This is a genomic window from Sellimonas intestinalis (assembly GCF_001280875.1).
In the GTDB taxonomy this organism is placed as follows: Bacteria; Bacillota; Clostridia; order Lachnospirales; family Lachnospiraceae; genus Sellimonas; species Sellimonas intestinalis.
Genome location: NZ_LGAJ01000002.1, coordinates 63,453 through 88,455 on the forward strand (window position 1 = coordinate 63,453; position 25,003 = coordinate 88,455).

The window sequence follows — 25,003 nt, forward strand, 5'->3', positions numbered from 1 at the left end:
CTGATGCTTTCTAACCCCTAGTGGAACCAGTGTGCTCCAATCTTGATTCCTGTATTTATTCCATCCCCAAAATGCAGTGCGTTTCCTACCGGACTGACACCCGATAGCGCGTCTACCGCTGCCTGACGGCAGGATGATGGGATATTTCCAGAGGCAAGTACTCGATCCAGTTTTCCTGTCATAGCCGGTCCGAACTGTCCGCTCTGGTAAATGACACCGCGCAGTGTACTTGCATATCCTGCATGCAATCGGTTCATCACAACCGCCCCAACTGCTACCTGTCCTTGATATGGCTGATTGCCTGCCTCACAGTAGATCAATGCCGCCAGAAGAGAAGTATCCGCCTCCTGGGCCAGCTTTCTCTGACGCTCTTCCTCTGCCTTTCTTGCCTCCTCTGCCTTTCTTGCTTCCTCGGCTTTCCTTGCTTCTTCCGCCTGCTTTTCTGCTTCAGCTTTTTCCTGCTTTGCAGTGTCTGTATAAGTAAGAAAACTCTTTGACACATTCTGTGCCGCCCCAGCGTTTGCTGTCACGGCAATGGCGGCTCCCTGCGGTTCTCCAGAAGTAAACACCGTATTACTGTCTGCCGCAAGTACCTGGATACTCATACTTGCAGTAAGTACTACCGCGGAAAGAACTCCCGCTACCATACCTCTTTCCAGACGTCTTCTATGACTATTCCACGTTTTCATATTCGTCCTCCTTCATGGTCCGCAGTACCAACGGCTGCGGTTCCTCTTAACTCCATCCTTAGTAACACAACTGCGTAATCTGCATTGTAATATATATTACGCTTTGCCGCCTTATTTTATTACAAATATTACAAATTTGTTACATTTCCTTGCGACGGTGTTAATCATAACAAAGATTGCCTTCTCTGTCAACCTTTACGCTGATTTTAGCCTATATTTTACATATTTTCTACTTATTTTCCCTACATTTTTATTAAATTTGCCATTTTATTATAAAACAAAATTGCCATTCATTTTTTATTTTTCTATTTATTTTTCAATTAGAGACATGTATGCTGATTTTTCTTTGTCATATTGACGTAACACAATTTTCTTTTTTATTATATTTTTTAAAAATCGTCGCATAGTATCACCGGAAGTTTCAAAATGCATATTTCAGGATTGTAATCGGCCGCTAAATACAAAAAAAGACCGAACGGGCCGGGAGTTTTCCGGTCTGTACGGTCTTTCAAACAACATCTGCCCTCTGTCGGGCTGCTCTGTTTTTTATGAGATACTTATCACCTGAAATCCTGCTCTTTCAATAGCACACCTCAGCTCATCTTCACTGACGACACGGTCGCAGGATACTTTCGCGTTTCCCTTACTTAGATTCACCCTGGCTGTGACGCCATCTACCGCATTAAGCGCTTCCATTACACTGCTGACACAGTGTTGGCACTCCATACCTGAGATGTGGATTGTCCGGCGCTCCACTACCGGACCGGACAGTTTCTTTTTCGGTATCTTTCTACTGCTTGGGCAGTTCCCTCCCGCAGGACAGCCGATGCACCTGGTTCCGTTTTTCTTTTCCTTTACAATATAGGAAACTGCCGCTCCGATCAGAATGATAAGAATCATCAGTATGATAACATCTGTCATGCAATCCCGTCCTTTCTGAATGAAGCATCAAAAGGTGGACAGAACCCTTTTCTCTCTGTCCACCACTAAAGTCATCTAATTTCTTACTTACCTGCGGAAGCCACATGTAAGCTGTATTCTTCCGCAAATTCTCTGTCTGATTTGCGGATTCTCCATAACACAATCACTGCGAATATCGCCACAGCGATCAGTCCAGGAACAAATGCGGTTCCGAGAGATCCGGTGGTAATGAGCGTACCGATCTGATATACAAGGAACGCTACCGTATATCCGGTTCCAAGCTGGAGACAAATACCTCCAAACAGCCATTTTCCGCTCTTCATCTCTGAGTTCATCGCTCCGAGAGCCGCAAAACACGGAGGCGTGTAAAGATTGAACATCAGGTAGGCAAGGGCAGCCACCTTTGTAAGCGCCATGACACTCGCTACTTCGTTGCCGCTGCCAACCAGCTCTAACGCGTCCGCGTCAATCAGGTTTGTCACACCGTAAACAACCGCCAGTGTTCCAACTACGTTTTCTTTTGCGATAAAGCCTGTGATCGCTGCCGCCGCAAGCTGCCATACACCAAATCCAAGCGGAATGAAAAGAATGGCAAACGGATGGGCAATGCTTGCAAGGATCGAAGTGCTCTCAGCGCCTTCTTCCACAAGCTGGAACTGCCAGTTAAAGCTCTGCATGATCTGTACAACTGTATTGCACACCAGAATAATCGTACCGGCTTTTACAATGTACGCTTTTCCACGCTCCAGCATGGATACGCACGCTCTCTTGAGGCTCGGAATCTTGTATTCCGGAAGCTCAATGATAAAGAAAGATTTCCGGTATTTCTGTCCTGTAATTCTCTTTACAAGAAGCGCGCCAAGAAGAATCAAAACGATACCTACCAGATACATGGTAGGAGATACCCACCATGCGTCCGCAAAGAAAGCGCCCGCAAACAAGGCGATAACCGGAATCTTTGCCCCACACGGCATAAACGGTGTAAGCATGGCGGTTGTTCTGCGCTCTCTTTCATTACGAATGGTACGGCAGGCCATAACACCCGGGATCGCACACCCAGTACCGATCACCATTGGAATAACGGATTTACCGGAAAGTCCGACTCTCTTAAAGATCGGATCCAATACAACAGTAGCACGTGCCATGTATCCACAGTCTTCCAGAAGAGCAATAAGGAAATACATTACCATTACCAGCGGAAGGAAACCAACAACCGCGCCGACTCCGCCGATGATACCATCAACCAGAAGCGCGTACAACAATGGGTTAGCATTTTCCATCATTCCACCAACCCAGCCCTGGAATGTCTCAATCCAGGCAACGAGCCAGTCTGCAATCCATGTCCCTAATGTCGTCTGGGATATGTAGAATACAAGGAAGATCACTGCCGCAAAGATCGGGATACCGATGACCTTATGCGTAATGACAGCATCGATCTTGTCCTGTGCGTTCTTATCTTTCGTAAACACTTTTCTGCGTTCCACTTCCTTGACAATGCCGTTTACAAACTCGAAACGCTTTCTGTCCTCTGCTTCTACAGCATTTTTATCATGCAGGTCGATATTCGCCTGCACATACGGCGCTTTCTGACCTTTCCCCTTTAACCTGGCAGCCGCCATGACAACTTCCTTTAAGCCTTGATGCCCGGAAGATGTGGAAATAGTCTTGATGACAGGACATCCCAGTTTCTCAGATAATGCCTTTTCATCAATCTTTGTCTGCTTCTTGTCTGTGATATCGCTCTTATTCAAAGCAACCACCACCGGAACCCCCAATTCCAAAAGCTGTGTGGTGAAAAACAGGCTTCGGCTCAAGTTCGTCGCGTCTACAATATTGATAATCGCATCCGGATTCTCATTTTTCACATAGCTGCTTGTGATACTCTCCTCCGAAGTAAATGGAGACATAGAATAAGCTCCCGGAAGATCCACTGCAACCAGCTCTTGGCCCCCATCATAGTAAGTCCTCTTGATCAGGCTTTCCTTTCGCTCTACCGTAACACCGGCCCAGTTGCCGACACGCTCATTTCTTCCTGTCAGCGCATTATACATGGTCGTTTTGCCGCTGTTCGGGTTTCCCGCAAAAGCAATTCTCATATAGTTCTCCTCCTTCTTTTTCGATTAGAAATGACTAACCGTTATACATACAAAAAACGATAAACAAAACTATCGTTTTTCATACATCATTTTATTATATTGAAATAGCTTTCGCTAGATCAGTATCAATATTGTATCTTCCATCCTTGATGGAAACCACACAGCCGCCTCTTACACGGGATACAACCGTAATCGGCTCGCCGCTGTAACATCCCAGGGAAAACAAGAACGCTTCCAGCTCTTCATCCTCTGTTACGATGTCTTTCACAATATACTCTTTGCCTTCTACTGCTTCCAATAAATTCATCTATCCTACCCTCTCCCATGATATACTGAGTCGGTTATCTATTTCAATTTTTCCCGTTATTATATCTAACAACAGATAGTTTAAACTAACCACCAGGTTTTGTCAATGCTTTTTCGTAAATCTTCTCGAAAACATGTTACAGTTCAGCCATGATACAAAAAAGCCTTTAAATAAGTTATTTTACTCTTATTCCCCGCACTTTCCCTTATTGAATTTTCATCTACCTCATTTTCAGAAATGCTTTCCAGATAAAACCTGTTTACAATCTCACAAAAACACTTTCCGGACGTCCTCTGGAAGTTGTTCTTTTCTTATAGGCCACCTGCAGTACCCCTTCCTTTTCAAGTGCCGCAAGCATCCTGTTCGCGCTTCTCTTTGTCACTCCAAGGCGAAAAGCCAGCTCCTGAGCCGTAATCCCCTTTTTCGGCGCTGCGTCCATCGCTGCGAACACCTTTTTCAAAGTAAGCGGCGAAAGACTCGATTGAATCTCCGGCCCTGCACTATTTTCTACCTTTAGAATAAACTCTGCATTCTGACCAAGCGGTCCTATTAGTTCCTCCCTCTCGCTCATCAGATAACTAACATTTTTTCTAAGCTCTGCTTCGTGACAGGCACTAAGGGCGTTCATTCTTGTCTGAGCAAGCCCCATCCCCAGTCCATATCCAATGCTGAATCCCCATCCAGTTTTTTTGCTTTTCAAATAAACTCCCACCCTGTCCTCTGTCATGTCTTCTGTCCACTCCAGAATCACTTTCCTGGATGTAACAATCTCCATTCCATAATGATAACGCTTTATAGAATAATCCATCATCCATTCTTTGAGAAATTCTGTCATCAGAGATTCAAGCCGAACATAGTTCAGATCAAGCTCTTGTGAAAATCCCTTTTCAGAGGCCGCTATTTTAATAATAACAATTCCAGGCTGGTGTTCCTCTAACTCCTTTTTGTCAATCTTTTGAAGAAGGTTTCCGCACACTTCCCGAATATAAGAACGTCCTGGATATGGAAAGTAAACGTTTACCCCGGCTTCACGCAGTCTTAGGACAATACTGGAAAACCTCGTAATAGACAGATCTGTCTTCCCTTCCCTCCAAAGTTCCAAGTGCTTCTCATACTGCTCCTGTTCCAGATGCAGCATTCTCTCAAGGCTGAATTCCTCTTCTGAGAGTTCACTGATATCAGGCATATTTTCCTTTCCTTCCGCAAATGCCTTAAGATCTCCGCCGAACATCTGTATAATATCTGCGTAAACACGATCAAAATCCAACTCTCTGTTCCTTTGCAACAGAATCAAAAGAAGTCGGTACATGGCCGATTCATCTGTATTAAAAAAACAGATCGGCCGCTCTTCTCTAGGATAATAGAGCTTTATCATATGTGCCGGAAAACTCCCACTCGTCAAAATCCCGTCATATTCTTCCGTAATATCTTTATAGATTTCTTTTAAATCCTGAAATGTATGGTAAGTAAAAATCCGGTACGTAAAGCCCAGGTTCAATTCATCCAACGTTTTACAAATAAATTCTTCTAAAAACTCCGTTGCAATCACTGCAATTTTCCTGACCATTCTAAGCCTCCTGCCTTTTCTTTATATAAATAGTAACACATTTATAACAAACAAGCATCCTTTTTCGGAATGATACGAATTCTTAGCTTTGTACATATCTCACATTTTACCCACAATATATTGACACCTTCTGTATGAATGTTATAATTAAGACACGTCTTTATATATTCTTTAAATACAATTAAGGAGGAATATGCATGAACCATTTTTTAGAAAGAGCAAAACAGCTTGAAGCACAGATGCAGGAAGACCGACATTACCTGCACAAACACGCTGAAGCCGGAGAGCATCTGCCGGAAACAGTTTCATATGTAATGAACCGTCTGCGTGAAATTGGACTGGAGCCAGAAGAAATATGTCCATCCGGTATTTCCGCATGTATCAAAGGTGCATACCCTGGAAAGACAATGCTCCTGCGGGCAGACATGGACGCTCTGCCAATGGAGGAAACCAATGATCTTCCGTTTCATAGTGAAACAAATGCCGCACATAACTGCGGACATGACCTACACACAGCAATGCTTCTCGGTGCGGCACAGATACTTTTTGAACACCGCAACGATCTCCACGGCAACGTCAAATTGATGTTCCAACCTGCCGAAGAACTGTTTATCGGTTCTAGGAAAATGATTGAAGCCGGTATTCTATCCAACCCGCACGTAGACGTGGCTATGGGCATGCATGTCATGCTCGACACAACAGTACCTTCCCTGAACTATGGCACCGGCTATATGACCTCTTCCTGTAATGGCTTTAAAATTACTGTTCACGGCTCAGGATGTCATGGGGCAATGCCACATCTGGGGATTGATCCGATTAATGCCGGACTGCATATTTACAGCGCTTTTCAGAATCTTATTGCAAGAGAATGTGATCCGTCCGAGAAAGTCAGCCTGACCTTCGGCGCCTTTCAGGCAGGTTCTACGACTAACATCGTCCCGGATCAGGCTATCCTAATGGGAACACTGCGCACATACAATAAACAGCTCCGGAAACAGCTCGTGAAAAGAATGCAGGAGATCTGCGAATACACCGGCAAGGCTTTTCATGTATCTGTTGACTACGTAACCGTCTCAGATGTGCCGTCCACTTACTCTGATCCGGAGTTGACGACAGATCTGGCAGAATATGCATCCGACATCATTCCAGACTTTATATGTGATACGAACTACAAGGTTACCCCATCTGATGATTTCGCATTTATCTCAGAGCAGGTTCCGACCGCTTACTTTATGATCGGATGCCAGGTAGAAGGATGCAGCGTACAGCATCACAATCCAGGTGTACTTTTTGACGAAGCCGTCCTCCCTTACGGAGCGGCCACACACGCAGCCTGTGCCTTCCATTGGCTGAATAAGGAGAATTAATTATGGAAAAGAAAAAAATTTTTTATGGATGGTATATTGTCTTCGGATGCCTCATTATCACATGTACGATGGTGCCCCCGATCATGGCACTAAGTAATAAATTCTTAATCCAGGTAACCGGAGATCTTGGTATCTCTCGAAGCGCCTTCACCCTTGCAAACACAATCCTGCAGGGACTTGGCATCTTTATCTCCCCAATCGTATCTTCCAGACTCGCAAAGGGCAATATGCGCCGGATTCAGTGCATTAGTATTGTCGGATTTGTACTTTCCTACGCATCCTATTCACTGGCTCAAAATGCAGCCCACCTTTATATTTCCTCTTTCTTTACCGGAATCTTCTTCCTAAATGCGGCTCTTATTCCTGTCAGCATGATGATAACAAACTGGTTTGTAAAAAAAAGAGGACTGGCAATGAGTATTGCAATGGCTGGAATTGGCGTAGGGGGAACTATTTTTAGCCCGATTATTACCACACTCCTTGAATACTACGGCTGGCGCCACACTTATCAGATCATGGCGCTGATTATCCTTGTCCTGGCGTTTCCTGCAGCTTTCTTCCTTCTGCGGAAATCACCTCAGGATATGGGACTTCTTCCATACGGGAGCGAGGAACCCGCCCAGTCAAAGACCTCTGCCGCGCAATCTTCCTTTTCTTTCTCCCTCAGCGTAAAAGAATCCTGGTCAAAGGTCTTCTTCTGGATTTTTATTTTCGGTATGCTCTGCAATGGACTGATCAATACTGGCGCGCTTGGTCACTTCCCGCCTGCGATTGAGGAAATGCACGGTCCACAGGTACAGGCACTGATTATCTCCATGTATTCTTTAATCGGCATTTTGGGAAAAATCGTGCTAGGCTGGCTGAATGACCGGTACGGAGTTGTGGTCAGTACTGCATTTGGCTGTATTACATTTGCCGTCTCTTTTATCTTTATGCTGATGGGAAGCAACGTAATGATGCTTTATATTATGGCTGTCCTTTTTGGTCTCGGAGATGCTATCGGAACTGTAACACCGCCGCTTGTAACCTCCGCTATTTTTGGCACCGAAAAATATGGAGAGGCTTATGGAATCGCAAACAGCTTTACGCAGATCGGGCTCTCGCTTGGTTCGCTTTTAGTTGCCGCCATCTATGATGCAAGCGGTTCCTACAATATAGCCTGGATTCTCCTTCTTTTCCTCACAGTCGGCGCACTTCTGGGATGGATTGGCTCTTATTTCCTTTCCCAAAAATACCGTATGCATAATTAAAAAAGAAAAGCCTTTAAACACTCAAAATCCCGTGTCTAAAGGCTTTTCTTATTTATTCATCTTTTACGCTGTCAGAATTACTCCTGAACGTATGGCATCAGCGCAATATGTCTTGCTCTCTTGATTGCGACTGTCAGGGCTCTCTGATGCTTTGCACAGTTTCCTGTGATTCTTCTTGGAAGAATCTTTCCTCTTTCGGAAACATACTTTCTTAATTTTGCTACATCCTTGTAATCGATCTCATTGTTCTCTTTTCCACAGAATACACAAACTTTTTTTCTTCTGCGGCCTGGTCTTCTTCTCATCTGAGAATCCGGTTTGCTTGTTTTATCGTAAGCCATTGTTCTTACCTCCAATACTAATTAAATGGTAATTCCTCATCAATTCCATCCGGGATGTTCATAAATCCATCGCCCGCATCCATACTCGGTGTCTGCGGTGCCGGAGAAACCGGGCTTGCCTGATAACGGCTCTGATTTGCTTCACTCGCACTCTTGCTTTCCGCAAATTCCTGCTCTTCTACGACAACCTCTGTCGTATAGACCTTTACGCCATCTCTGTTTGTGTAGCTTCCTGTCTGGATACGTCCACTGATTGTGATACGCATTCCCTGGCGGAAATACTTCTCCGCAAACTCTGCTGTCTTTCCGAATGATACACAACTGATAAAGTCTGCCGTCTGCTCTCCATCGCGCTTAAACCGTCTGTCCACAGCCAGTGTGTAACGGGCGATCGCCAGTGGATTTTCTCCACCCTGTGAGTAGCGGACCTCAGGATCTCTTGTCAGGCGTCCCATTAAAATTACTTTATTCATAAATTTCCTCTTTTCTCTTTATGCTTCCTGTTTCACGCATAAATATCTGAGCACGTTGTCCATAATACGGATTCTCTGTTCGATCTCGCCCGGAGTCGTTGCATCAGATTCGAAGTGGATGAAATAGTAGTATCCTTCTTTCATCTTCTGAATTTCGTAAGCAAGTCTCTTCTTGCCCCATTCATCGATGTCAGTTACGTTTCCACCGAAACGAGTGATTAATGCTTTCACTTTCTCAATCACATCTGCTCTGGCATCGTCTTCGATTTTTGCATTGACAACAACAGCTAATTCATATTTGTTCATGTCGCTTGCACCTCCTTATGGTCTTTTGGCTCCCGGTCTTTCGTGCCGGGGACAAGGATAAATAATATATCACAATATGACACTATACCATTTCTTCCCTTGATTTTCAAGTCTTTTTGCGTATTTCTTTTGTATTTTTTTCCACGATTTTCCTGGCAATCATAATCTGATGTCCGCACCCCTGACATTTCAGTCGAAAGTCCGCTCCCACGCGCAGAATCTCCCACTCAAAACTCCCGCAAGGATGCTTTTTTTTCATTTTAATGACATCGCCCACCTCATATTTGCTCTGTGCCATCTTATTCCCTCTCTTCCGGTTCATTTACTTCCACCTGATATCCCTGTACAATCAGACGATTCTCATTGTTTGCCTTCGTACACGTCGACAGTGTGACAACCTTAGCGTCGGACGGGACCTCCACCCCCGTGTCATAAAAGGAATGTTCCCTCGAAAAGGCCAAAAACGCCTCGAACGCCTCGTCGCTTTCAAATTGTGTCTTATAAGCCTGCGATGTGTCCTCTACTTCTCCGACTGCAAAGATCTGATATTTCAGCTCTTTTCCATCCGGCGTATAAATATAAAAATAAGGGTAGAGATGGAAAAAGGATGCCTCCTGGTACTCTTCCAGCTTCCCAAACATGGATTTACTATTCATCCGATGTCCATAGATAATACTGTTTTTGTCCGTCATCTCTTTATGGTTGTCTACATTCAGAAAAATCGCCCCGTATGTATTCGGATATCCAGAAATCGTCTTATCCAGATATTCCTGATTGTCTTTCCCCTGTGCGACCGGATAACTGATGATTGACGGCTCATCAAATCGGATCCATGCGACAATGTCCGGATTGACCTTCCAAAGTTCCTCGAAGTCTACCAGATATCTCCCGCCTCCATCTGCGGAATCATCTTCAGTACTTAGTCCGATATCCTTGAGTTTCTTGTATTCCTGCTCCCCCTTATGATAGCCGTAAAAAATCCGAAACAGTTGGAGCCCGGAAAAACAAAACACAACGACCGCCACAATCAAAATGATGGCGGAAAGAATCCCGCCTCTTTTCTTCGTTTTTCTGTTTTGATCCGTTCTGTCTCTTTTTCTGTACTCTCCCATCCGTCTTCCCCTTGTTCACCAATAGTCTCCTGACCTTATTTTCACACTTCCCCATTCCCTAGTATAACTGATTTTTCCAAGTAGAAAAAGAGGATGTTTGGAAAATTGTACTTTTCCTTCACATCCTCCTGATCACTCTGACTCTTCCGGTACCGGATTCTAGTATGGAATTTCCAGATAAATATCTTTTCCTTCTTTGATAGAAAGCACAAGCTTTCCTGCTCTTGCAGCCACCTGTGCTCCCTGCCCCTGCATTTCAACCGGTTTAGCCGCGTCCAGTATTTCCTCTTGCGTCTCTTCCAGCTCCTGTACCTCCTCTTCTCCTTCCACTACCGCATCAATTACATCGACAGTAATCGGGGTCAGAGAGTCGCAGGTCTTTGTTAGTTTGGCACCAAGGATCTGATGGATCTGAAGACATCCGTCCAGATTCAAAAGCCCACTGTCCACCAGCTCGTCAAAGATACTTGGGTCCTCCAGGTTCTCCGGTCCTATCGTAATTCCTGCCTCCGCTCTACAGCACAGAACTGCCGGATCATGTGCATGTTGTTTTGCGGTTTCTGCTGTGATAGACATATTCCTTCCTCCTTCAAATCTTCTTCTTTCATATTAGCCCCCTAAAAGGGGCTTTTCCAATTCATTCTTTTTATATATTAAATCTTTTTATCCAAAATGTCGATACCCCTGTCTGTCATTTCCGCCTTATTTATTCAAAAACATTTCCTCATCTTTTAAGAGTACGGAAACTGATACCGCATATTCTCCGGTTTTTGCCTGCTGCCAGCTAACATCCTTTCTGTATCAGAACATCAAATACCGAATTTATGGAAAATTTATATACAGTTTATTGATTCCTGAAGAAAATGCTGTAAAATAATATTCAAAGTATATTATGACAGGTTGTGTAGAGAAGATGAAAGATAAGTTTTTGCGCTTTATGTATGGCCGCTATGGGGTTGATCAGTTTTCCAAATGCCTGGTGGTGTTGGGGATTCTCTTTTTACTGCTGTCCGGTTTTACCCGGAATGGTGGTATTTTTTATCTGCTTTCCCTTGCCATCTTAGTTTATTCGTATTTTCGGATGTTTTCACGGAACCACTCGAAGCGCTACGCTGAGAATCAGCTCTATTTAAAGTATACGGCCGGAATCCGGAAAAAGATTTCTGCCATCCGTTACGGTTTCAGCCAGCGAAAGCACTATCATATTTACAAGTGCCCGTCCTGCGGTCAGAAGATCCGTATTCCACGTGGGAAGGGAAAGATTGAGATTCGTTGTCCTAAGTGCAATGCACATTTTATTAAGAAAAGCTGAGAAAGGAGACCATGATCATGTTGGATTATATGGTTCTGTATCAAAGTGAAACAGGAAACACAAAGAAGCTCGCCACTTCTATCTTTGCAGCTCTCCCTGGCATGGCAAAGGATTTGCGTAGTATTGATGAGCTTTCCTCCCTGCCGGAGGCTTCCACTTATTTTATTGGTTTTTGTGTTCACCGGGGTACATGCAGTCTGGAAATCGGCAATCTGCTTTCTACTATTTCTGGTAGGAATGTGGCGCTCTTTGGCACCTGCGGCGCCGGTAATACGGACAACTACTATAAGAACATCGAAAACAGTGCACGTATCTGGCTGGAAGATGACAATGCGTACCTTGGAGGTTTCTTCTGTCAGGGTAAGATGCCTTTGCAAATCCGCCAGAAATACGAATCCATGCTTAATGGAGATGAGGAGCATGACCGGCATCTAAAGCTCCAGCTTTTAAATTTCGACGAGGCGATGATTCATCCTACAAAGGAAGATCTGGAACACGCCACGACATTTGCAAAAAACTGCCTCAGCCGTCTGTAAGATGGCTGAGGCTTTCTTTCTTACAAAATCATCAAATCTTTCGGGAAGTGCGTCAGTGTTTCTGCACCGTTTTCTGTAATCAATACTGTATCTTCGATACGTACTCCTCCCCATCCAGGGATATAGATTCCCGGTTCCATCGTGATCACACAACCAGGCTGCATGATCTTTGTACCATAGTTGCCAAGGAACGGCTCTTCGTGAAGATCAAGACCCACTCCGTGACCGATTCCTGAATAATAATATTCTTCATATTTGCTTATCACTTTCCGAATTTCTTCATCCGGCTTGGCGGCATGAATTCCAGGCCCCATATTTTGAAGACCAATTTCCTGGCCTTGCTTCACCATTCCATAAATTTCTTTCTGCTTGTCTGACGCATGACCTACAACAAATGTACGGGTTGTATCTGAAATATACCCGTTGTATTTTGCGCCGTAATCTACGAGCACAAAATCTCCTTCTTCTACTTTCTTATCTCCTGGTTTGCCGTGGAGCAGCGACGTCTTTGTACCTGAAATCAATATGGTCTCAAACCCAATATCCTGAGCGCCGTGCATTTTCATACTAAATTCCAGCCTTGCGCACAGCTCTCTTTCCGTCACCCCTGGTTTGATGTAAGGAACCAGCTCTTCCAGCGCCTTATCCGCAATCTCACATGCAATTCTGGTGTTCGCCACTTCCTCTTCGGATTTTGCATAGCGAAGCTCCTCTACAATATTTCTTGTCCCGGTCATTTCAATCTGACAAACTGACAGGAGTCTGTGAATTTCTACATACTTATCGTATGTTGTGAAACATTCTTCAAATCCAAGTTTTTTGATTCCCGCTTTCATGCAGATACTTTCAAGCGCTTTAGGAATACTCCTATCATAATTGTGCCAGTTGACAACCTCGAAACCCGGACAGTACTGCTCCGCCAGCTCTGTGAAACGACTGTCTGTAATCAGATAATTCCCCTGAGGGCAGATAACAACATATGCAAGTTCATCTGGATAGCCACTGATATATTTGACATTTGCCTCTTTTGTAATATAAATCCCATCCAGTCCCTGACCTTTTAAAATCCCCAATACTTTCTCTATGTTATCCATCACGAAACTCCTTTCTTCTATTGTCTTTCATGTTGTGCCAGCTTCTCCAGCTTTCTGTTAAGAGCAAACAAAAGCAGACCAATCACCAACAGACATCCCGGAATAATGATAAACACCTGCAACATTCCCAGTTTACCGATCACTACTTCTACATAGCCTGACAATTTATTGGCAACAAACATACTGGCAAACCAAACGCCCATCAACAGCGAAGCGTACTTTGCAGGTGCAAGCTTATTTACCATTCCGTATCCGACCGGTGCGAAACACATCTCTCCGATACTCTGGAAAGTGATAAATGCGATAATAAAAAGTACACTTGCCTTTGCTCCTTCCCCTGGAATCTCTCCTGTTTTCATAACTGCCGCGATCATAAACACAAATGCTACCGCAAGAAACGCAAACCCAAGACTCATTTTTTGAGAAATGTTCAGATCCCCATGCCGGGTTTTTGAAAGTTTCACCCAAATCGCCGCTGCAATCGGTCCTAAAATGACGCAGAGCAGCCCATTGTAGGAGTCGATCCATGCCGTAGGAATCTGGAAATTCCCGATTCTAAGATCAATAAAATTCTGCATATAAAGTGCAATCGACATCGATGCCTGATTGTACGCAATCCAGAAAAAAATCGTAAAAAACGCAAGGATCAGAATAACACACATTCTTCTTTTTTCTGTTGTTGTCAGCGGTACTTTGGCAAGCTCTTTTTTCTCTTTCAGATTTTCCTTGGCCGTAGCAGACACGGCCATATTTTTCAAAAAGAATTTCTGGCCGATGGCAAAGAATGCAGCTCCAAACCAGATGACAATCGCTGTTGTCAGAAAAACTGCACGGTATCCATATTCCAAAATTTCCCCTCCGTCTTTGACAGCAAACCACTGATTTGCTATCAAACCACACAGAAAAGGCCCAAGCAGCACTCCCACATTTGTAAACATATATGTCATGGAAAAGGCTCCGTCTTTCCTTGGGTCATCATTTTCAAACAGGCTTCCTACCAACGTCTGAGACGTACTTTTATACAGCCCACTCCCAATAACACAAAGAACAATCATAAGCTGAATTTCTTGTTTGCTGTGTGACATAAACGCCAGAAAATATCCGCATCCAGATATGATCATCCCGATGATCACGCACAATTTAGGACCCAAAAAGCGGTCACTGATCCATCCCCCGACAATCGGTGACAAATAAGAAAACGCCATAAAGGACGCCAGAAGGGAGGTAGCCTCCCCATTACTAAGCCCCAGACCTCCTTTTGCCGTAGATTCCGCAATAAAAAGCAGAAGTACCAGTTTCATTCCATAGTAAGAAAAATTAGTAAAAGAAAACACAGATCCGCAAAAATACATCGCTTTCGGATATTTTTTTGCGACCACCTCTGACGTACCATTCATATCCATTTACCTCTCTTTTGTAGTTTTTATAAAAATCGGCTTCTATTCCCAATTCATTCCGATTCCCGCTTCTACAGCCCGGTCATAAATTGCCTTTGCTGCCATCAGATCCTGAGCAGCTACACCAACCGTTTCAAAGACGATGATCTCTTCATCACTTTCTCTTCCCGGAATCTGCCCTTTGATTAACTGCCCCAGATCTCCTGTAAAATCTTCTTTCGTGATCGTTCCATCCGCAAGTGGAATCAGAATATCTCCTGACTCTGAAAGTACAGCTTCTTCTGAGTCAAAGTAAATTTTGGATGCCCGAGTCAAGATTGCCGGATCCATCTCCTGCATATGCGGCTGGTATGCTCCCACACAACTCACTGTTGCTCCTTCTTTTACTTTGGATGCATCAAAGACCGGCCTGGAAGATGGAGTTACCGTCACAAGAAGGTCCGCTCCCTCTACCGCCTCATCCGAGGACACCGCAGCGACGATCTTCGCCCCATATTCCTCAAGTTCTTCCTGCATGGTCGCCGCAAATGCCTGTGCACGCTCTGGATTCATGTCAAACACCCGGACTTCCTCCAGTTTTCTTACTGTCAGCATTGCCTCCAACTGGGCTGCCGCCTGTCCGCCTGTACCAATCAATGCCCCAATACGACAGTCTTTCTTCGCCAGCAGGTCAAAAGCTGCTCCCGTAGCTGCTCCTGTCCGAATCTGGGTCACATAGGTTCCATCCAGTACTGCCTTTACAATCCCATTCTTCCCGTCGATCAGAAATACCTGGGCCGGGGATGTCGGAAGCCCCTGGTCAATATTGTGTGGGAAAATATCGACGACTTTTAAAGACGCTGTGTCCATTTCCTCCACATAAGCCGGCATAAAAAGAAAACTGCCTTCATGTTTCGGAGCTTGAATATTCGTGCGGATCGGTGCGTCGCACTTTCCCTCCACGACAAGACGGAACGCCTCTTTGTCTGCTTCCACAGCATCTTTCATGGTAAATACTTTTTTAATATCTGCTTTTGATAATAATAACATGTCCAATCCTCCTGCCTTTTTCTATCGTTTGAATCGCGCGTCCAGTCCCCAAGGCTGCATCGCGCCCCCCTCTTCTGCCGGTCTGCACATCTTCGCATAAATATTCAGACATCCTTTTTCCTCTTTGAGCGGCGGACATACCCAATCTGCCTTTCTTCTGGTAAGCTCCTCTTCTGACACAAGCAGATTCACTTCCCCATTCGGAATGTCGATTACAATCTCATCCCCATTTTCAACAAGCGCAATAGTTCCGCCGTCGTACGCTTCAGGAGATACATGGCCGATAATAGCTCCGTAATTGAATCCGGAGAATCGAGCGTCTGTAATCAGTCCCACACTTTTGTGAAGACCCAGTCCGATCAGAGCGTCAATACTCAGCATCAACTCCTTCATACCCGGGGCACCTTTACATCCCTCATACCGAATCACAATAATATCTCCCGGTACAATATCTCCTGCCTGAATTGCTTCAAAGGCCGGACGGTCTCCTTCAAAGACCTTCGCCTTCCCTTTCAGGTATTTTACCTCTTCGTAGACAGCCGTCGGTCGGACGATGGCTCCATTCGGCGACAGATTGCCCCTCAGAATCTTAAGACCCGGCTCATGGAAAAGTGGACGTTCCAGAGAATGAATGACCTCATTTTCCTTTGGTGTTACTTTGGACAGCAGCTCTTTCCATGTGCAGCCGTACATACTAGGCACATCGATAAACAGCTTGCTCTCCAGCATTTTCATCACGTTCATCACGCCTCCTGCGTAATGGAAATCTACCACAGTATACGGGCCACTTGGCACTACGGCGTTGATGCAGTAAATTTCGTCGGCATATCGTTCAAAATCCTCCAGCGTCAGTTTTATTCCCAGTTCATATCCATAAGAAAGAAGGTGAAGTACCGCATTTGTGGATCCTGCCACTGCCATATCAAACATGATAGCATTGAGCAGGACTTCTTTTGTAATCAAATCTGACGGCTTTCTCCCTTCTTTTACAAGTTTCACCGCATATTTTCCAGCCTCTCGCGCTCTTCTGAGCTTCGCATTGTCAGAAGCCGGAATCGTGGACGTTCCAGGAAGGACAAGATTCAGCACTTCTCCGAGCATCTGCATCGTGTTTGCCGTTCCCATAGACGGGCAGGCGCCAAAGGATGGACAGACATTGTCTTCCATATCCATCAACTCTTCTTCGGTCGCCCCGGAAAAGCGGGCGGAATCCAGATCCGCTTCCACTACAGTCTTGCCGCAGTACTGCCCTGGCTGCATCGAGCCTCCCGTTACTACCATAGATGGAATGTCCAGGCGCATTGCCGCAAGGTAACAGCCTGCAATAATATTGTCACAGGACGCAATCATCACGAGCCCATCAAAATTGTGGACACGGGTGACAAATTCCACCGACATCGCCACAATGTCTCTTCCAACCTGTTCATATTTTAATTCTTCCGCTCCGTTTGCGATATTTCCACATGTTGCGGGAATCCCAAACTCTACCGGCACACCGCCTGCTGCCCAGATTCCTTCCTTTACTGCTTCTGCAATCTGCCGAAGATGAGCTGATCCCGGTGATCCTGACATATACGAATTTGGAACCCCAATGTGTGGTTTCTTACGGATATCGTCATCCGAATATCCGGCCGCCTTCATCATAACTCTGCGGTGCGCCGCCTCGGCGCCGTTCCAGTACTCTGTTCCCATAATTTCCTCCTGATCTGTTCTTGTTTCTTCTCAATCACTTGACAATTCTTTGTCCTTTACAGATAATAATAAAAGAAAAGCACTGAATTCTGCATTAATAATTTTTAATGATATTATTCAGATTTTCTTATAGATAATAAAATAATATAGTATATAGATTTTATTTTAGTTTTTTTAATGATTATCATTAGATTAATTGAACGAAAGGCACCTATATGAATAAGTATAAAACGATTTTGAGCGTCTGCGAGACCCACAGCCTCTCCCGAACCGCCGCACTTTTAAACTACACGCAGTCTGCCGTAAGCCAGACCATTAAAAACTTTGAGAAGGAACTAGGTCTGGAGATTTTTATCCGTTCTAAAAACGGAATGGAGCTTAAGTCGGATATGACCTGGATTTTGGAATCCCTGCGGGCAATCTGCGACGCGGAAAATGAGATTGAGCGCACTGCCGCTTCCCTCGTCAATCTGGACAGCGGTCTGATCCGCATCGGTACGATCCAGAGTATCTCCTACCACTGGCTTCCGGGTATCCTCAAAGATTTTTCCACGGAATATCCCAACATCCGCTTTCAGCTCACCATTGGAGGATTTGGCGAACTGAAAGAAAAGCTCCAGGCGAACGAGCTGGATTGCATCTTCGTATCCGAGTTTTCCGTGCCGGGTCTTCCGTTCGTACCACTGGGAAGCGACGAGCTCATGCTTGTAACACCTCTGTCCCACCCCCTTTCAAACCATCTGCTTGTATCTCTTTCTGACGTTAACCATCAGGATTTTATTCTCACTGCAGACGGACTGGAATACGAAACCGGAAAAATCTTTGAACTAAACCAGATTGCCCCTCACATCCGCTATCAGATTAACGAGGACTTTACGGCTCTTAAAATGGTGGAACAGGGCTTTGGCATCACCATTCTGCCAAAGCTCCTCCTCCATAACGCCCCGTTTGAAGTGTGTATCCGCTCTTTTACCGAACATTATACCCGGACTCTGGGGATTGCCCTCCCCTCCGGAGTCACTCCTTCCAAAGCAGTCCTCCAGTTCCGGGCTTTCGCGAAACGATGGTGCGAAGAAAATTTAGGGCGCCGATCCGACTGATCCTGACGGTATTGAAATCTGTTTTGTTTCAAATCATCAGAAGTGCCCGAAAATACATTCCAAAATTGTAAGTAACGGCAAATACCCCCGTCAAGCTCTTCTTTTCCCCTCACCCACATTCTCAAAAAGACGGCAGGATTCTTCCCGCCGTCTTTTCACAACCTTTTCTATCGAATCTGTTCTACTACCTCTTTACAGAGCTCCTCGATCTTGTCGAAGCGTTTCTCCTCAATCAGATTTTCTCTCACCATCCAGCTTCCTCCACAGGCAATGACCTGAGGGCATGTAAGATAGTCTTTAATATTATCTGCATTGATTCCTCCTGTCGGCATAAACCGGAGCTGGATGTACGGTCCGGACAGCGCTTTGATCGCCTTAACGCCACCGTTGACTTCCGCCGGAAAGAATTTTACCACAGACAGGCCAAGCTCCAGAGCCTGCTCGATCTCGCTGGCCGTCGCTACGCCCGGATACACTGGGATTCCTTTTTCCTGGCAGTAGCGTACGATCTTCGGATTCAGCCCGGGACTTACAATAAATTCCGCACCCGCCTCGATCGCCGCATCCACCTGCCCGGTTTTCAGGACTGTCCCTGCTCCCACGAGCATTTCCGGATAAGCCTCACTCATCAGGCGAATGGATTGTGCCGCCGCATCTGTCCGAAAAGTCACTTCCGCACACGGAATCCCACCTCTTACGAGCGCTCCGGCAAGTCCTTTTGCGTCCTCCGCCCTTTCTATCTTCACCACCGGAACAATCCGGATCTCTTCCAATCTTTCATCTATGATACTCATTCTTTGATTCCTCCTTCTACCAGTGAGCTCCTGTTGCGCTTTCATTTGCCGTATCATCTCTGTAGCTGATAATCAGGCAGACAGCATCCAGAACAATATGGAGACTCTGGTCAAAAAGGGAACTCAGAAGCTGAATCGACCCTCTGCTCTCTCCGGTATCCCCTTTTACAGTTCCTGGAATTATAAGCACTTGATCCGCATATCCGGCAAGCGGGGACTCTTTTTTACTCGTCACCGCAATGACGACACCTTTTTTTTCTTTTGCTTTTCTGGCCGCATCTATAACGCTGATACTCTTTCCTGAACCGGACACCCCGACGAGAAGATCGCCCTCCCTTAAAGCCGGAGTGATCGTCTCACCAACCACATATACTGTATATCCAAGGTGCATCAGTCTCATGGCAAATCCCTTGGCACTAAAACCGGAGCGACCCTCGCCGGCCACAAAGATCCTTCTGTCTTTTCGGATCAAATTCACCACCCGGTCAATCTCTTCTTTTTCTACCTTGGAAACTACACATTCAATCTCGTCCATGATTGTCCGTAATACATCCATCCTCTTTCCTCCGTTTCTATCCACGAACCGCCTCCGCAAACCGGGCGGCCATTTCATGTTTGTTCTCTGATTTTGTGATTGCGCTTCCCACGATACCAATCTCGATCCCGCATGATTTTAACACCGGAACCATTCCAAGTGTCACTCCTCCTGCCACCGCAATCTTCTTGGCTCCGGAAAGCTCCTTCACACTGCTTTTTACCAGCTCGACAAGCCCTTCTCCCTGCTTGTCCGAAGGAAGATGAATACAGAAAATTGCCTCCGGGAACACTTCACAGAGGGCCCTGATCCGATCTGCCGGAACTTCCAGCAAATCAATCATATATTCCTTTCCAAGTTCCCCTGCTACACCGGCGCAGGCACGAATCGTCGTTATCGAGGAAAATCCCATGACAGTTGGAATATCTCCACCTGCCTCGTAGCTCTTCCGGAATTCATAAGCTCCCTCGTCGCAGGTCTTAATATCCGCAAGAAAGCACTGATCCGGAAACCGCTTCTTAAATCTGGCAACGCTGTTCTCAAGACCATAGTCTTTGATCAGAGAAGTACCCACCTCGATGATGTCCGCCATTCCCCGCATCTCCTCTATCATAGCCTCCGCTGTTTTAAGGTTTACCCTGTCGATCGCCACCTGAAGTCTCATTCTGCTCACCTCTATCTCTCATTCTGATGTGTTTCGATGTATGTCCGCAGCTCTTCCCGGGTCGGAAGTCCTTCATTGTCACTCTCCACAGAAACCTGGATGGATCCGATTGCATTGGCTCTCTCGATCATCTGTTCAGTGGAGAGTCCTTCCAGATAACTGCTGATGACGCCGACCGCAAAACCATCCCCAGCGCCTACGGTGTCGATGACTTTGTCCACTTTAAAGCCCGGATATGACCTCTTCTGATCTTCCATCTCCACATAGGCTCCTTCGGCTCCGGCCTTTACGATCACCGCCTTTGCACCAAGCCTCCGGTAGAATGAGGCTATCTCTTTCGGATCTTCGCTTCCCATAAGTACTTTTCCTTCTCCTGTTCCCGGAAGGACAATATCTGCCCGTGAAGCCAGGTCATTGATCGTACGGATCATCACGCTTTTGCTCTCCCAGAGAGTCGGCCGCAAATTCGGGTCAAACGTGACGATCATTGCGTTCTCTCTGGCACGTTCGATCATCCGGTACGTTGCGTTGCGGCAACTCTGCGAGAGGGCCGGCGGAATTCCGGTAAGATGGAGTACCTTCGCTCCTTCAAAATCTACTTTCTCCGCATCCTCCTCATTCAAATAGGAAGCCGCGCTGTTTTTCCTATAATAAAAGACTTCCGGATCGCCCTCGAACACTTTGTTTTTCAACTGATATCCGGTAAAATGCTGATTATCCTTTGTAATCTGAGTCTCTATTCCTTCTGTTTTCAACTTTTCCTCAATGTAAACGCCAAACGGGTCCGTACCCAGTTTCGTTACATAGGACACGCTGTGGCCCAGACGTTTCAGACCGATCGCTACATTGACCTCCGCTCCCGCAAGGAGTCTTGTAAACTCTTCTACTTCATGGAGCCTTCCCGGTGTCTTTGCTACAAACATTGCCATCGGTTCTCCAAATAAAATCACTTCTGACATGAACCTCTTCCTTTCCTGTCTAGGTCGTCTGACGGACGACAAGCTCCGGACGGATAATCAGAGACGCTTTCTCCGACTTTCCTGTCATCAGATTTTCCAGAAGCTGAACAGAAAGCTCGCTTAAAAGCTCTCCCTTATTATTGATTGTCGTCAAAGGCGGATTGCTGATCCTGGAATACTCGGAGTTATTGCACCCGATCACCGCAATATCCTCCGGGATCCGGTATCCCATATTCTGGAGGGTGTTCATCGCATAAATAGCCGTCAAATCCTCGGTAAAAATTGCCGCATCGTACCGTCTGGCATCCCCGACAATCTGCTTGGCAGCCTGTTCACCGCCTTCTACTCCATACCCGGTATACAAAATCCGCTCTTTTGCGTCATCATACCCAAACTGTTTCATTTTCATCAAAAATCCGTTCCGTTTGCGAACTGCCGCATCTTTCTGCGTGTCCATCACAAAACTGATGTTTCGGTGGCCCCGGTCATACAGATGCTGAACCGCAAGCTGGACTCCATACCCCTCGTCCACAAGAATGGACTGGACACTCGGAAGTTTCAGCTCCCCGTTAGCCATAACAATGGGCGTCTCCGGCAGAAGCTGGGAAAGCTCGTCAGGATCGCAGAGCTCATTGAACTCAGATCCGACAAGAATTACTCCTTCTACCTGGTTTCTGGAAAGCATCCGAAGATATTTCATACATTCTTCCTTCTTAGCTCCTGTATTACAGACCAGCACCATGTAGCCAAGCCCGGTCAGCTTCTGCTCCATAATGAACGTCGTCATAGCATAGTGCGGATGACGGACATCCACAGTTACGATGGCTACGTTTTTCATAGTTCCGCTGACAAGTCCCCTTGCAATGGCGCTTGGCTGATACTTGTTCCGCTTTAAAACTTCCTGTATTCTGGCCTTTGTTTTCGCACTGACGTAACCTTTATCATTCAGGACTCTGGATACCGTTGAGATGGAAACGCCGGCCTCTTTTGCAATATCATATATATTCATTTCCTGCTATCTCCTGACATTTTTCTACCTTTTAGTATACGTTTCCCCGGCTTTCATTGTCAATCGACAGCTTCGGTTTTAGCTTTCTACAAGCACTTTTACCACTATTTTTTTCACCTTACAAGGCGCGTCCCCGATGCATCTCGGTTTATGTCCGTCCTCCGGCGAGACAATGGCGAAGTCGCCTTTCCTCAGGTGAATCCAGCCCGGATTCTCCGGCTCCTTATAAAACTCCAGATCCCGTGTCTCATCATAACCGGTGTCCTCCTCCAGTTCAGAAAGAGGGATATATCCGAAGAATTCTTCCCCCTCTGCCACATACTGGATATCGTAGTATTTCCGGTGAGTCTCGAACCGGCAGTCTTTCGGATCTTTCGTCGTGTACTCCTGGATTTCAGCGAAAATCCGGTCTCCGTCGATCGCAACCTTTCCCGGCTCCATCCCCGTGAAATCCGTTGTCCTCAGAAATGTAAGCGCCTGCTCGATTTTCTCTTCCGTGTAATTGTATTTATTTCCGATCTTCACGCTTGTTGTCAGCATCGTTTTCCTCCTTTTGGGAGGCGGCCTCCATGATTTCTTCATAAAGCGCCTCCGCAGCTTCCTTGCTGTAACAGTACATCAGGACCACATCAAAAACGTACGGGGAAAAGGGAAGCCCTTGTATCTCGCCTGCAAAAGCCATGGCTGCCATCTCACTTAAAGCAATAATCCTTGATTTGTTGGAAAATGGTTTCCGCCAAAGCTCAATCTTTTCAGTCTGGGTGAAAATCGTATTCCGCTTTTTGTGCTCCACCACATGAAACAACTCATGCGAGAGCAGGACTGAAAAGATATCCACGTCCGCAAACAGCTCTTCCATACCTTCGCTTCGTATCAAATCATCAGCCTTTTTTATACAGTCCATAAAAATGATGATCTTTCCTGTTTCCTCGTACTGGGCAAAAGTCACATGACCGCCACCGTTTGGAATGTCCGGTGTTTCCACCCGGATTCCCATATCACGGGTAATTTCCAGCACCGTCTTTTGTGGATTGGCTGTTTTTAAAAGTACTCCTTCCTCTCGTCCGCACTTCATAGCAAGCTTTGTATAACTGGCTTTCTGCTCTTTGGAAAGTTTCCGCTCCAGGGGCTCGTGGAAGAAAGCGTAGTGCCCCCACGCCTCGTCCCCAAGTCCCATCAATTGTTCTGTCATTTCCCGTATTGTCCGCCGCATGTCGTCCTTCTTTCTCAGATTATAATGAACTCTTTGCTCCAACCACAATGATATCCATATTCGGATCCAGTGCCTGCATTTCCACATCAATGAGCATCAGAATCTGCTCCAGCTCAGTGCTGCCTCCAAAATCCATAACTCTTGCTCCCGCACAGATGTAGTAATCCGGACGCAGAATGGAGTCTGCCTTGTAGACTGCCAGCTCCTCCCACATCTTGGATACAGCGCTCCGGTAGCTTGCTGCCTTAGTCTGTACTGATACACCATCCGTTCTCTGTACCTTGATGAAACCTTTTTTGTCCAGAATCCTCACTGGTCTCTTGCCTTTTTCTTCTGCCTGGAACACCCAGAAATTCGGAACCTGGCAGGCAAGTTCAATTTCGTTTTCTTCTTTTCGCAGGTTCAAAGCCGCAAGTCTTCTTGCTTCCTCATAAGTACATTCTTTCATCAGGTCTGCTGTCTTCACTTCAGTTGACCCAAGAGCGATCGCCGTCAGCTTGGACGTCTGCTGGTCAATCTCAATATGTACTTCCACGGTATCCGGAGCGGCCCCACTTTCGACCGCCTTGTCAATCGCTTCCTGTTTGATATTACGGATATCTTCTGCTGTAGGATTCGGAACGACACGTTCTACCACGTCTCGCACCATAGCCAGTGCAACGCCTATAGAGGAGATAACCTCTGCGTTTTCCGGCACACTGTAATTGATCTTCATCTTATCCGCACAGAAACCGATCAGGGACGTCGCCCCGCCTCCTACTCCCACGAGGGAAATCTGGTCTTTTTCTAGTTTGTATTTTTCCGCAAGTTCCATGATGACCGGAGAGATTTTCTCATACGCTCTCGTGAGAATCTGCTTCGCCACTTCCTCCACTGTCACGCCCAGGTAATCCGCAACCGGCTGCATCGCTTTTCTTGCCGCATTAGCATTTCCGTAGGAAAAATGCTCCGGCTTTACCAATCCCAAAACATTCGCCGCACAGGAGTTAGTGATGGTAATGCGCTTGCCACTCTTCAATTTAATTGCAACATAGTCCGCCGGATCTCCTTTCTTTGGGGAGAAAAGTTCCAACTGTGGTTCCACGATTTCTTCTTCCGGTGTAAAGACTGCATAGTCAAGTCCGGCAATATGTGCGGAACGGGGTCCCACATCAGATACGCCGCTCTTGGAGAGGCGTATCATACTTCCTCCTGCCACACCAAGTACACGAACATCCAGGGAGGATTATGTGGAGCTCCA

Annotated in this window: 26 protein-coding genes and 2 pseudogenes; 5 read left to right on the plus strand and 23 right to left on the minus strand. The window is 46.0% G+C overall.

Annotated elements, in window-relative coordinates:
- Positions 1–17: 17 nt before the first annotated feature.
- The 5 genes from AOA56_RS00640 to AOA56_RS00660 all read right to left on the minus strand — a co-directional run bounded on the left by AOA56_RS00640 (position 18) and on the right by AOA56_RS00660 (position 5,580).
- A complete protein-coding gene (locus AOA56_RS00640; RefSeq protein WP_024731618.1) occupies positions 18–689 on the minus strand; it encodes a cell wall hydrolase in 672 nt (223 codons plus the stop codon).
- A 546-nt stretch (positions 690–1,235) separates the two neighbouring features.
- Positions 1,236–1,610 (minus strand): heavy-metal-associated domain-containing protein, encoded by a 375-nt coding sequence (locus AOA56_RS00645; protein ID WP_024731617.1) that lies wholly within the window; start codon positions 1,608–1,610, stop codon positions 1,236–1,238.
- Between the two features lie 83 nt (positions 1,611–1,693).
- On the minus strand, positions 1,694–3,706 hold the full coding sequence (feoB, locus tag AOA56_RS00650; RefSeq protein ID WP_024731616.1) for a ferrous iron transport protein B: 2,013 nt from the start codon (positions 3,704–3,706) through the stop codon (positions 1,694–1,696).
- Between the two features lie 94 nt (positions 3,707–3,800).
- Positions 3,801–4,013, minus strand: coding sequence for a FeoA family protein (locus AOA56_RS00655; RefSeq protein ID WP_024731615.1), 213 nt, complete (start codon positions 4,011–4,013; stop codon positions 3,801–3,803).
- Positions 4,014–4,272: 259 nt separating this feature from the next.
- On the minus strand, positions 4,273–5,580 hold the full coding sequence (locus AOA56_RS00660) for a helix-turn-helix domain-containing protein (RefSeq protein ID WP_034594170.1): 1,308 nt from the start codon (positions 5,578–5,580) through the stop codon (positions 4,273–4,275).
- A gap of 197 nt (positions 5,581–5,777) precedes the next feature.
- On the opposite strand from AOA56_RS00660, the gene AOA56_RS00665 reads away from it, so the two are divergent.
- Both AOA56_RS00665 and AOA56_RS00670 read left to right on the plus strand, forming a co-directional pair.
- Positions 5,778–6,947 (plus strand): M20 metallopeptidase family protein, encoded by a 1,170-nt coding sequence (locus tag AOA56_RS00665; protein ID WP_053768758.1) that lies wholly within the window; start codon positions 5,778–5,780, stop codon positions 6,945–6,947.
- A gap of 2 nt (positions 6,948–6,949) precedes the next feature.
- Positions 6,950–8,197, plus strand: coding sequence for an MFS transporter (locus AOA56_RS00670; RefSeq protein WP_053768759.1), 1,248 nt, complete (start codon positions 6,950–6,952; stop codon positions 8,195–8,197).
- 77 nt (positions 8,198–8,274) lie between these two features.
- Here AOA56_RS00670 and rpsR read toward each other — a convergent pair whose 3' ends face one another.
- The 6 genes and pseudogenes from rpsR to AOA56_RS16750 all read right to left on the minus strand — a co-directional run.
- Positions 8,275–8,538, minus strand: a complete 264-nt coding sequence (rpsR, locus tag AOA56_RS00675) for a 30S ribosomal protein S18 (RefSeq protein WP_048620576.1) — start codon at positions 8,536–8,538, stop codon at positions 8,275–8,277.
- A gap of 17 nt (positions 8,539–8,555) precedes the next feature.
- Entirely contained in the window at positions 8,556–9,011 is a 456-nt protein-coding gene (locus AOA56_RS00680; RefSeq protein ID WP_024731612.1) for a single-stranded DNA-binding protein, read from the minus strand.
- Between the two features lie 18 nt (positions 9,012–9,029).
- Positions 9,030–9,317, minus strand: coding sequence for a 30S ribosomal protein S6 (gene rpsF / locus AOA56_RS00685; RefSeq protein ID WP_024731611.1), 288 nt, complete (start codon positions 9,315–9,317; stop codon positions 9,030–9,032).
- A gap of 106 nt (positions 9,318–9,423) precedes the next feature.
- Positions 9,424–9,615: a DUF951 domain-containing protein gene (locus AOA56_RS00690; RefSeq protein ID WP_024731610.1), complete on the minus strand. Its 192-nt coding sequence runs from the start codon at positions 9,613–9,615 to the stop codon at positions 9,424–9,426.
- A 1-nt stretch (position 9,616) separates the two neighbouring features.
- Positions 9,617–10,429, minus strand: coding sequence for a class B sortase (srtB, locus tag AOA56_RS00695; protein WP_053768760.1), 813 nt, complete (start codon positions 10,427–10,429; stop codon positions 9,617–9,619).
- A 341-nt stretch (positions 10,430–10,770) separates the two neighbouring features.
- Positions 10,771–11,005, minus strand: a pseudogene (locus tag AOA56_RS16750) (D-proline reductase (dithiol) proprotein PrdA); the annotation flags it as partial.
- 337 nt (positions 11,006–11,342) lie between these two features.
- Between AOA56_RS16750 and AOA56_RS00705 the strand changes: the two are divergent.
- Positions 11,343–11,741, plus strand: a complete 399-nt coding sequence (locus tag AOA56_RS00705) for a P-loop NTPase family protein (protein WP_024731607.1) — start codon at positions 11,343–11,345, stop codon at positions 11,739–11,741.
- Between the two features lie 17 nt (positions 11,742–11,758).
- Positions 11,759–12,277 carry a flavodoxin family protein BilS gene (gene bilS, locus AOA56_RS00710; RefSeq protein WP_048620573.1) on the plus strand — a complete coding sequence of 173 codons (519 nt, stop codon included), beginning with the start codon at positions 11,759–11,761 and terminating at the stop codon, positions 12,275–12,277.
- Positions 12,278–12,297: 20 nt separating this feature from the next.
- On the opposite strand, the gene AOA56_RS00715 is transcribed toward bilS, so the two are convergent.
- Genes AOA56_RS00715 through ilvD form a run of 4 tightly spaced genes read right to left on the minus strand, consistent with a single transcriptional unit; the run spans position 12,298 to position 17,489 of the window.
- A complete protein-coding gene (locus AOA56_RS00715; RefSeq protein WP_053768762.1) occupies positions 12,298–13,371 on the minus strand; it encodes a M24 family metallopeptidase in 1,074 nt (357 codons plus the stop codon).
- A 17-nt stretch (positions 13,372–13,388) separates the two neighbouring features.
- Positions 13,389–14,768, minus strand: coding sequence for a peptide MFS transporter (locus AOA56_RS00720; protein WP_238117714.1), 1,380 nt, complete (start codon positions 14,766–14,768; stop codon positions 13,389–13,391).
- A gap of 42 nt (positions 14,769–14,810) precedes the next feature.
- Complete coding sequence (locus AOA56_RS00725) at positions 14,811–15,797, minus strand: ornithine cyclodeaminase family protein (protein WP_024731604.1); 987 nt, start codon at positions 15,795–15,797, stop codon at positions 14,811–14,813.
- Positions 15,798–15,818: 21 nt separating this feature from the next.
- Positions 15,819–17,489, minus strand: a complete 1,671-nt coding sequence (gene ilvD / locus AOA56_RS00730) for a dihydroxy-acid dehydratase (RefSeq protein WP_024731603.1) — start codon at positions 17,487–17,489, stop codon at positions 15,819–15,821.
- Positions 17,490–17,704: 215 nt separating this feature from the next.
- Between ilvD and AOA56_RS00735 the strand changes: the two genes are divergently transcribed.
- Complete coding sequence (locus AOA56_RS00735) at positions 17,705–18,589, plus strand: LysR family transcriptional regulator (RefSeq protein WP_024731602.1); 885 nt, start codon at positions 17,705–17,707, stop codon at positions 18,587–18,589.
- A gap of 167 nt (positions 18,590–18,756) precedes the next feature.
- On the opposite strand, the gene AOA56_RS00740 is transcribed toward AOA56_RS00735, so the two are convergent.
- The 8 genes and pseudogenes from AOA56_RS00740 to AOA56_RS00775 all read right to left on the minus strand — a co-directional run.
- Positions 18,757–19,383, minus strand: coding sequence for a bifunctional 4-hydroxy-2-oxoglutarate aldolase/2-dehydro-3-deoxy-phosphogluconate aldolase (locus AOA56_RS00740; protein WP_024731601.1), 627 nt, complete (start codon positions 19,381–19,383; stop codon positions 18,757–18,759).
- A 16-nt stretch (positions 19,384–19,399) separates the two neighbouring features.
- Complete coding sequence (hxlB, locus tag AOA56_RS00745; RefSeq protein WP_053768768.1) at positions 19,400–19,939, minus strand: 6-phospho-3-hexuloisomerase; 540 nt, start codon at positions 19,937–19,939, stop codon at positions 19,400–19,402.
- Between the two features lie 16 nt (positions 19,940–19,955).
- Positions 19,956–20,582 carry an orotidine 5'-phosphate decarboxylase / HUMPS family protein gene (locus tag AOA56_RS00750; RefSeq protein ID WP_053768763.1) on the minus strand — a complete coding sequence of 209 codons (627 nt, stop codon included), beginning with the start codon at positions 20,580–20,582 and terminating at the stop codon, positions 19,956–19,958.
- Positions 20,583–20,593: 11 nt separating this feature from the next.
- Positions 20,594–21,541: a sugar kinase gene (locus AOA56_RS00755; protein ID WP_053768764.1), complete on the minus strand. Its 948-nt coding sequence runs from the start codon at positions 21,539–21,541 to the stop codon at positions 20,594–20,596.
- Positions 21,542–21,560: 19 nt separating this feature from the next.
- On the minus strand, positions 21,561–22,550 hold the full coding sequence (locus tag AOA56_RS00760; RefSeq protein WP_048620568.1) for a LacI family DNA-binding transcriptional regulator: 990 nt from the start codon (positions 22,548–22,550) through the stop codon (positions 21,561–21,563).
- A gap of 78 nt (positions 22,551–22,628) precedes the next feature.
- Positions 22,629–23,090 (minus strand): NanQ anomerase/TabA/YiaL family protein, encoded by a 462-nt coding sequence (locus tag AOA56_RS00765; protein WP_024731597.1) that lies wholly within the window; start codon positions 23,088–23,090, stop codon positions 22,629–22,631.
- Positions 23,059–23,763 (minus strand): hypothetical protein, encoded by a 705-nt coding sequence (locus AOA56_RS00770; protein ID WP_053768765.1) that lies wholly within the window; start codon positions 23,761–23,763, stop codon positions 23,059–23,061. Before AOA56_RS00770 ends, AOA56_RS00765 begins: the two co-directional genes overlap by 32 nt.
- Before the next feature lie 19 nt (positions 23,764–23,782).
- Positions 23,783–24,988 (minus strand): annotated as a pseudogene (locus tag AOA56_RS00775) (hydantoinase/oxoprolinase family protein); the annotation flags it as partial.
- Positions 24,989–25,003 lie beyond the last annotated feature (15 nt).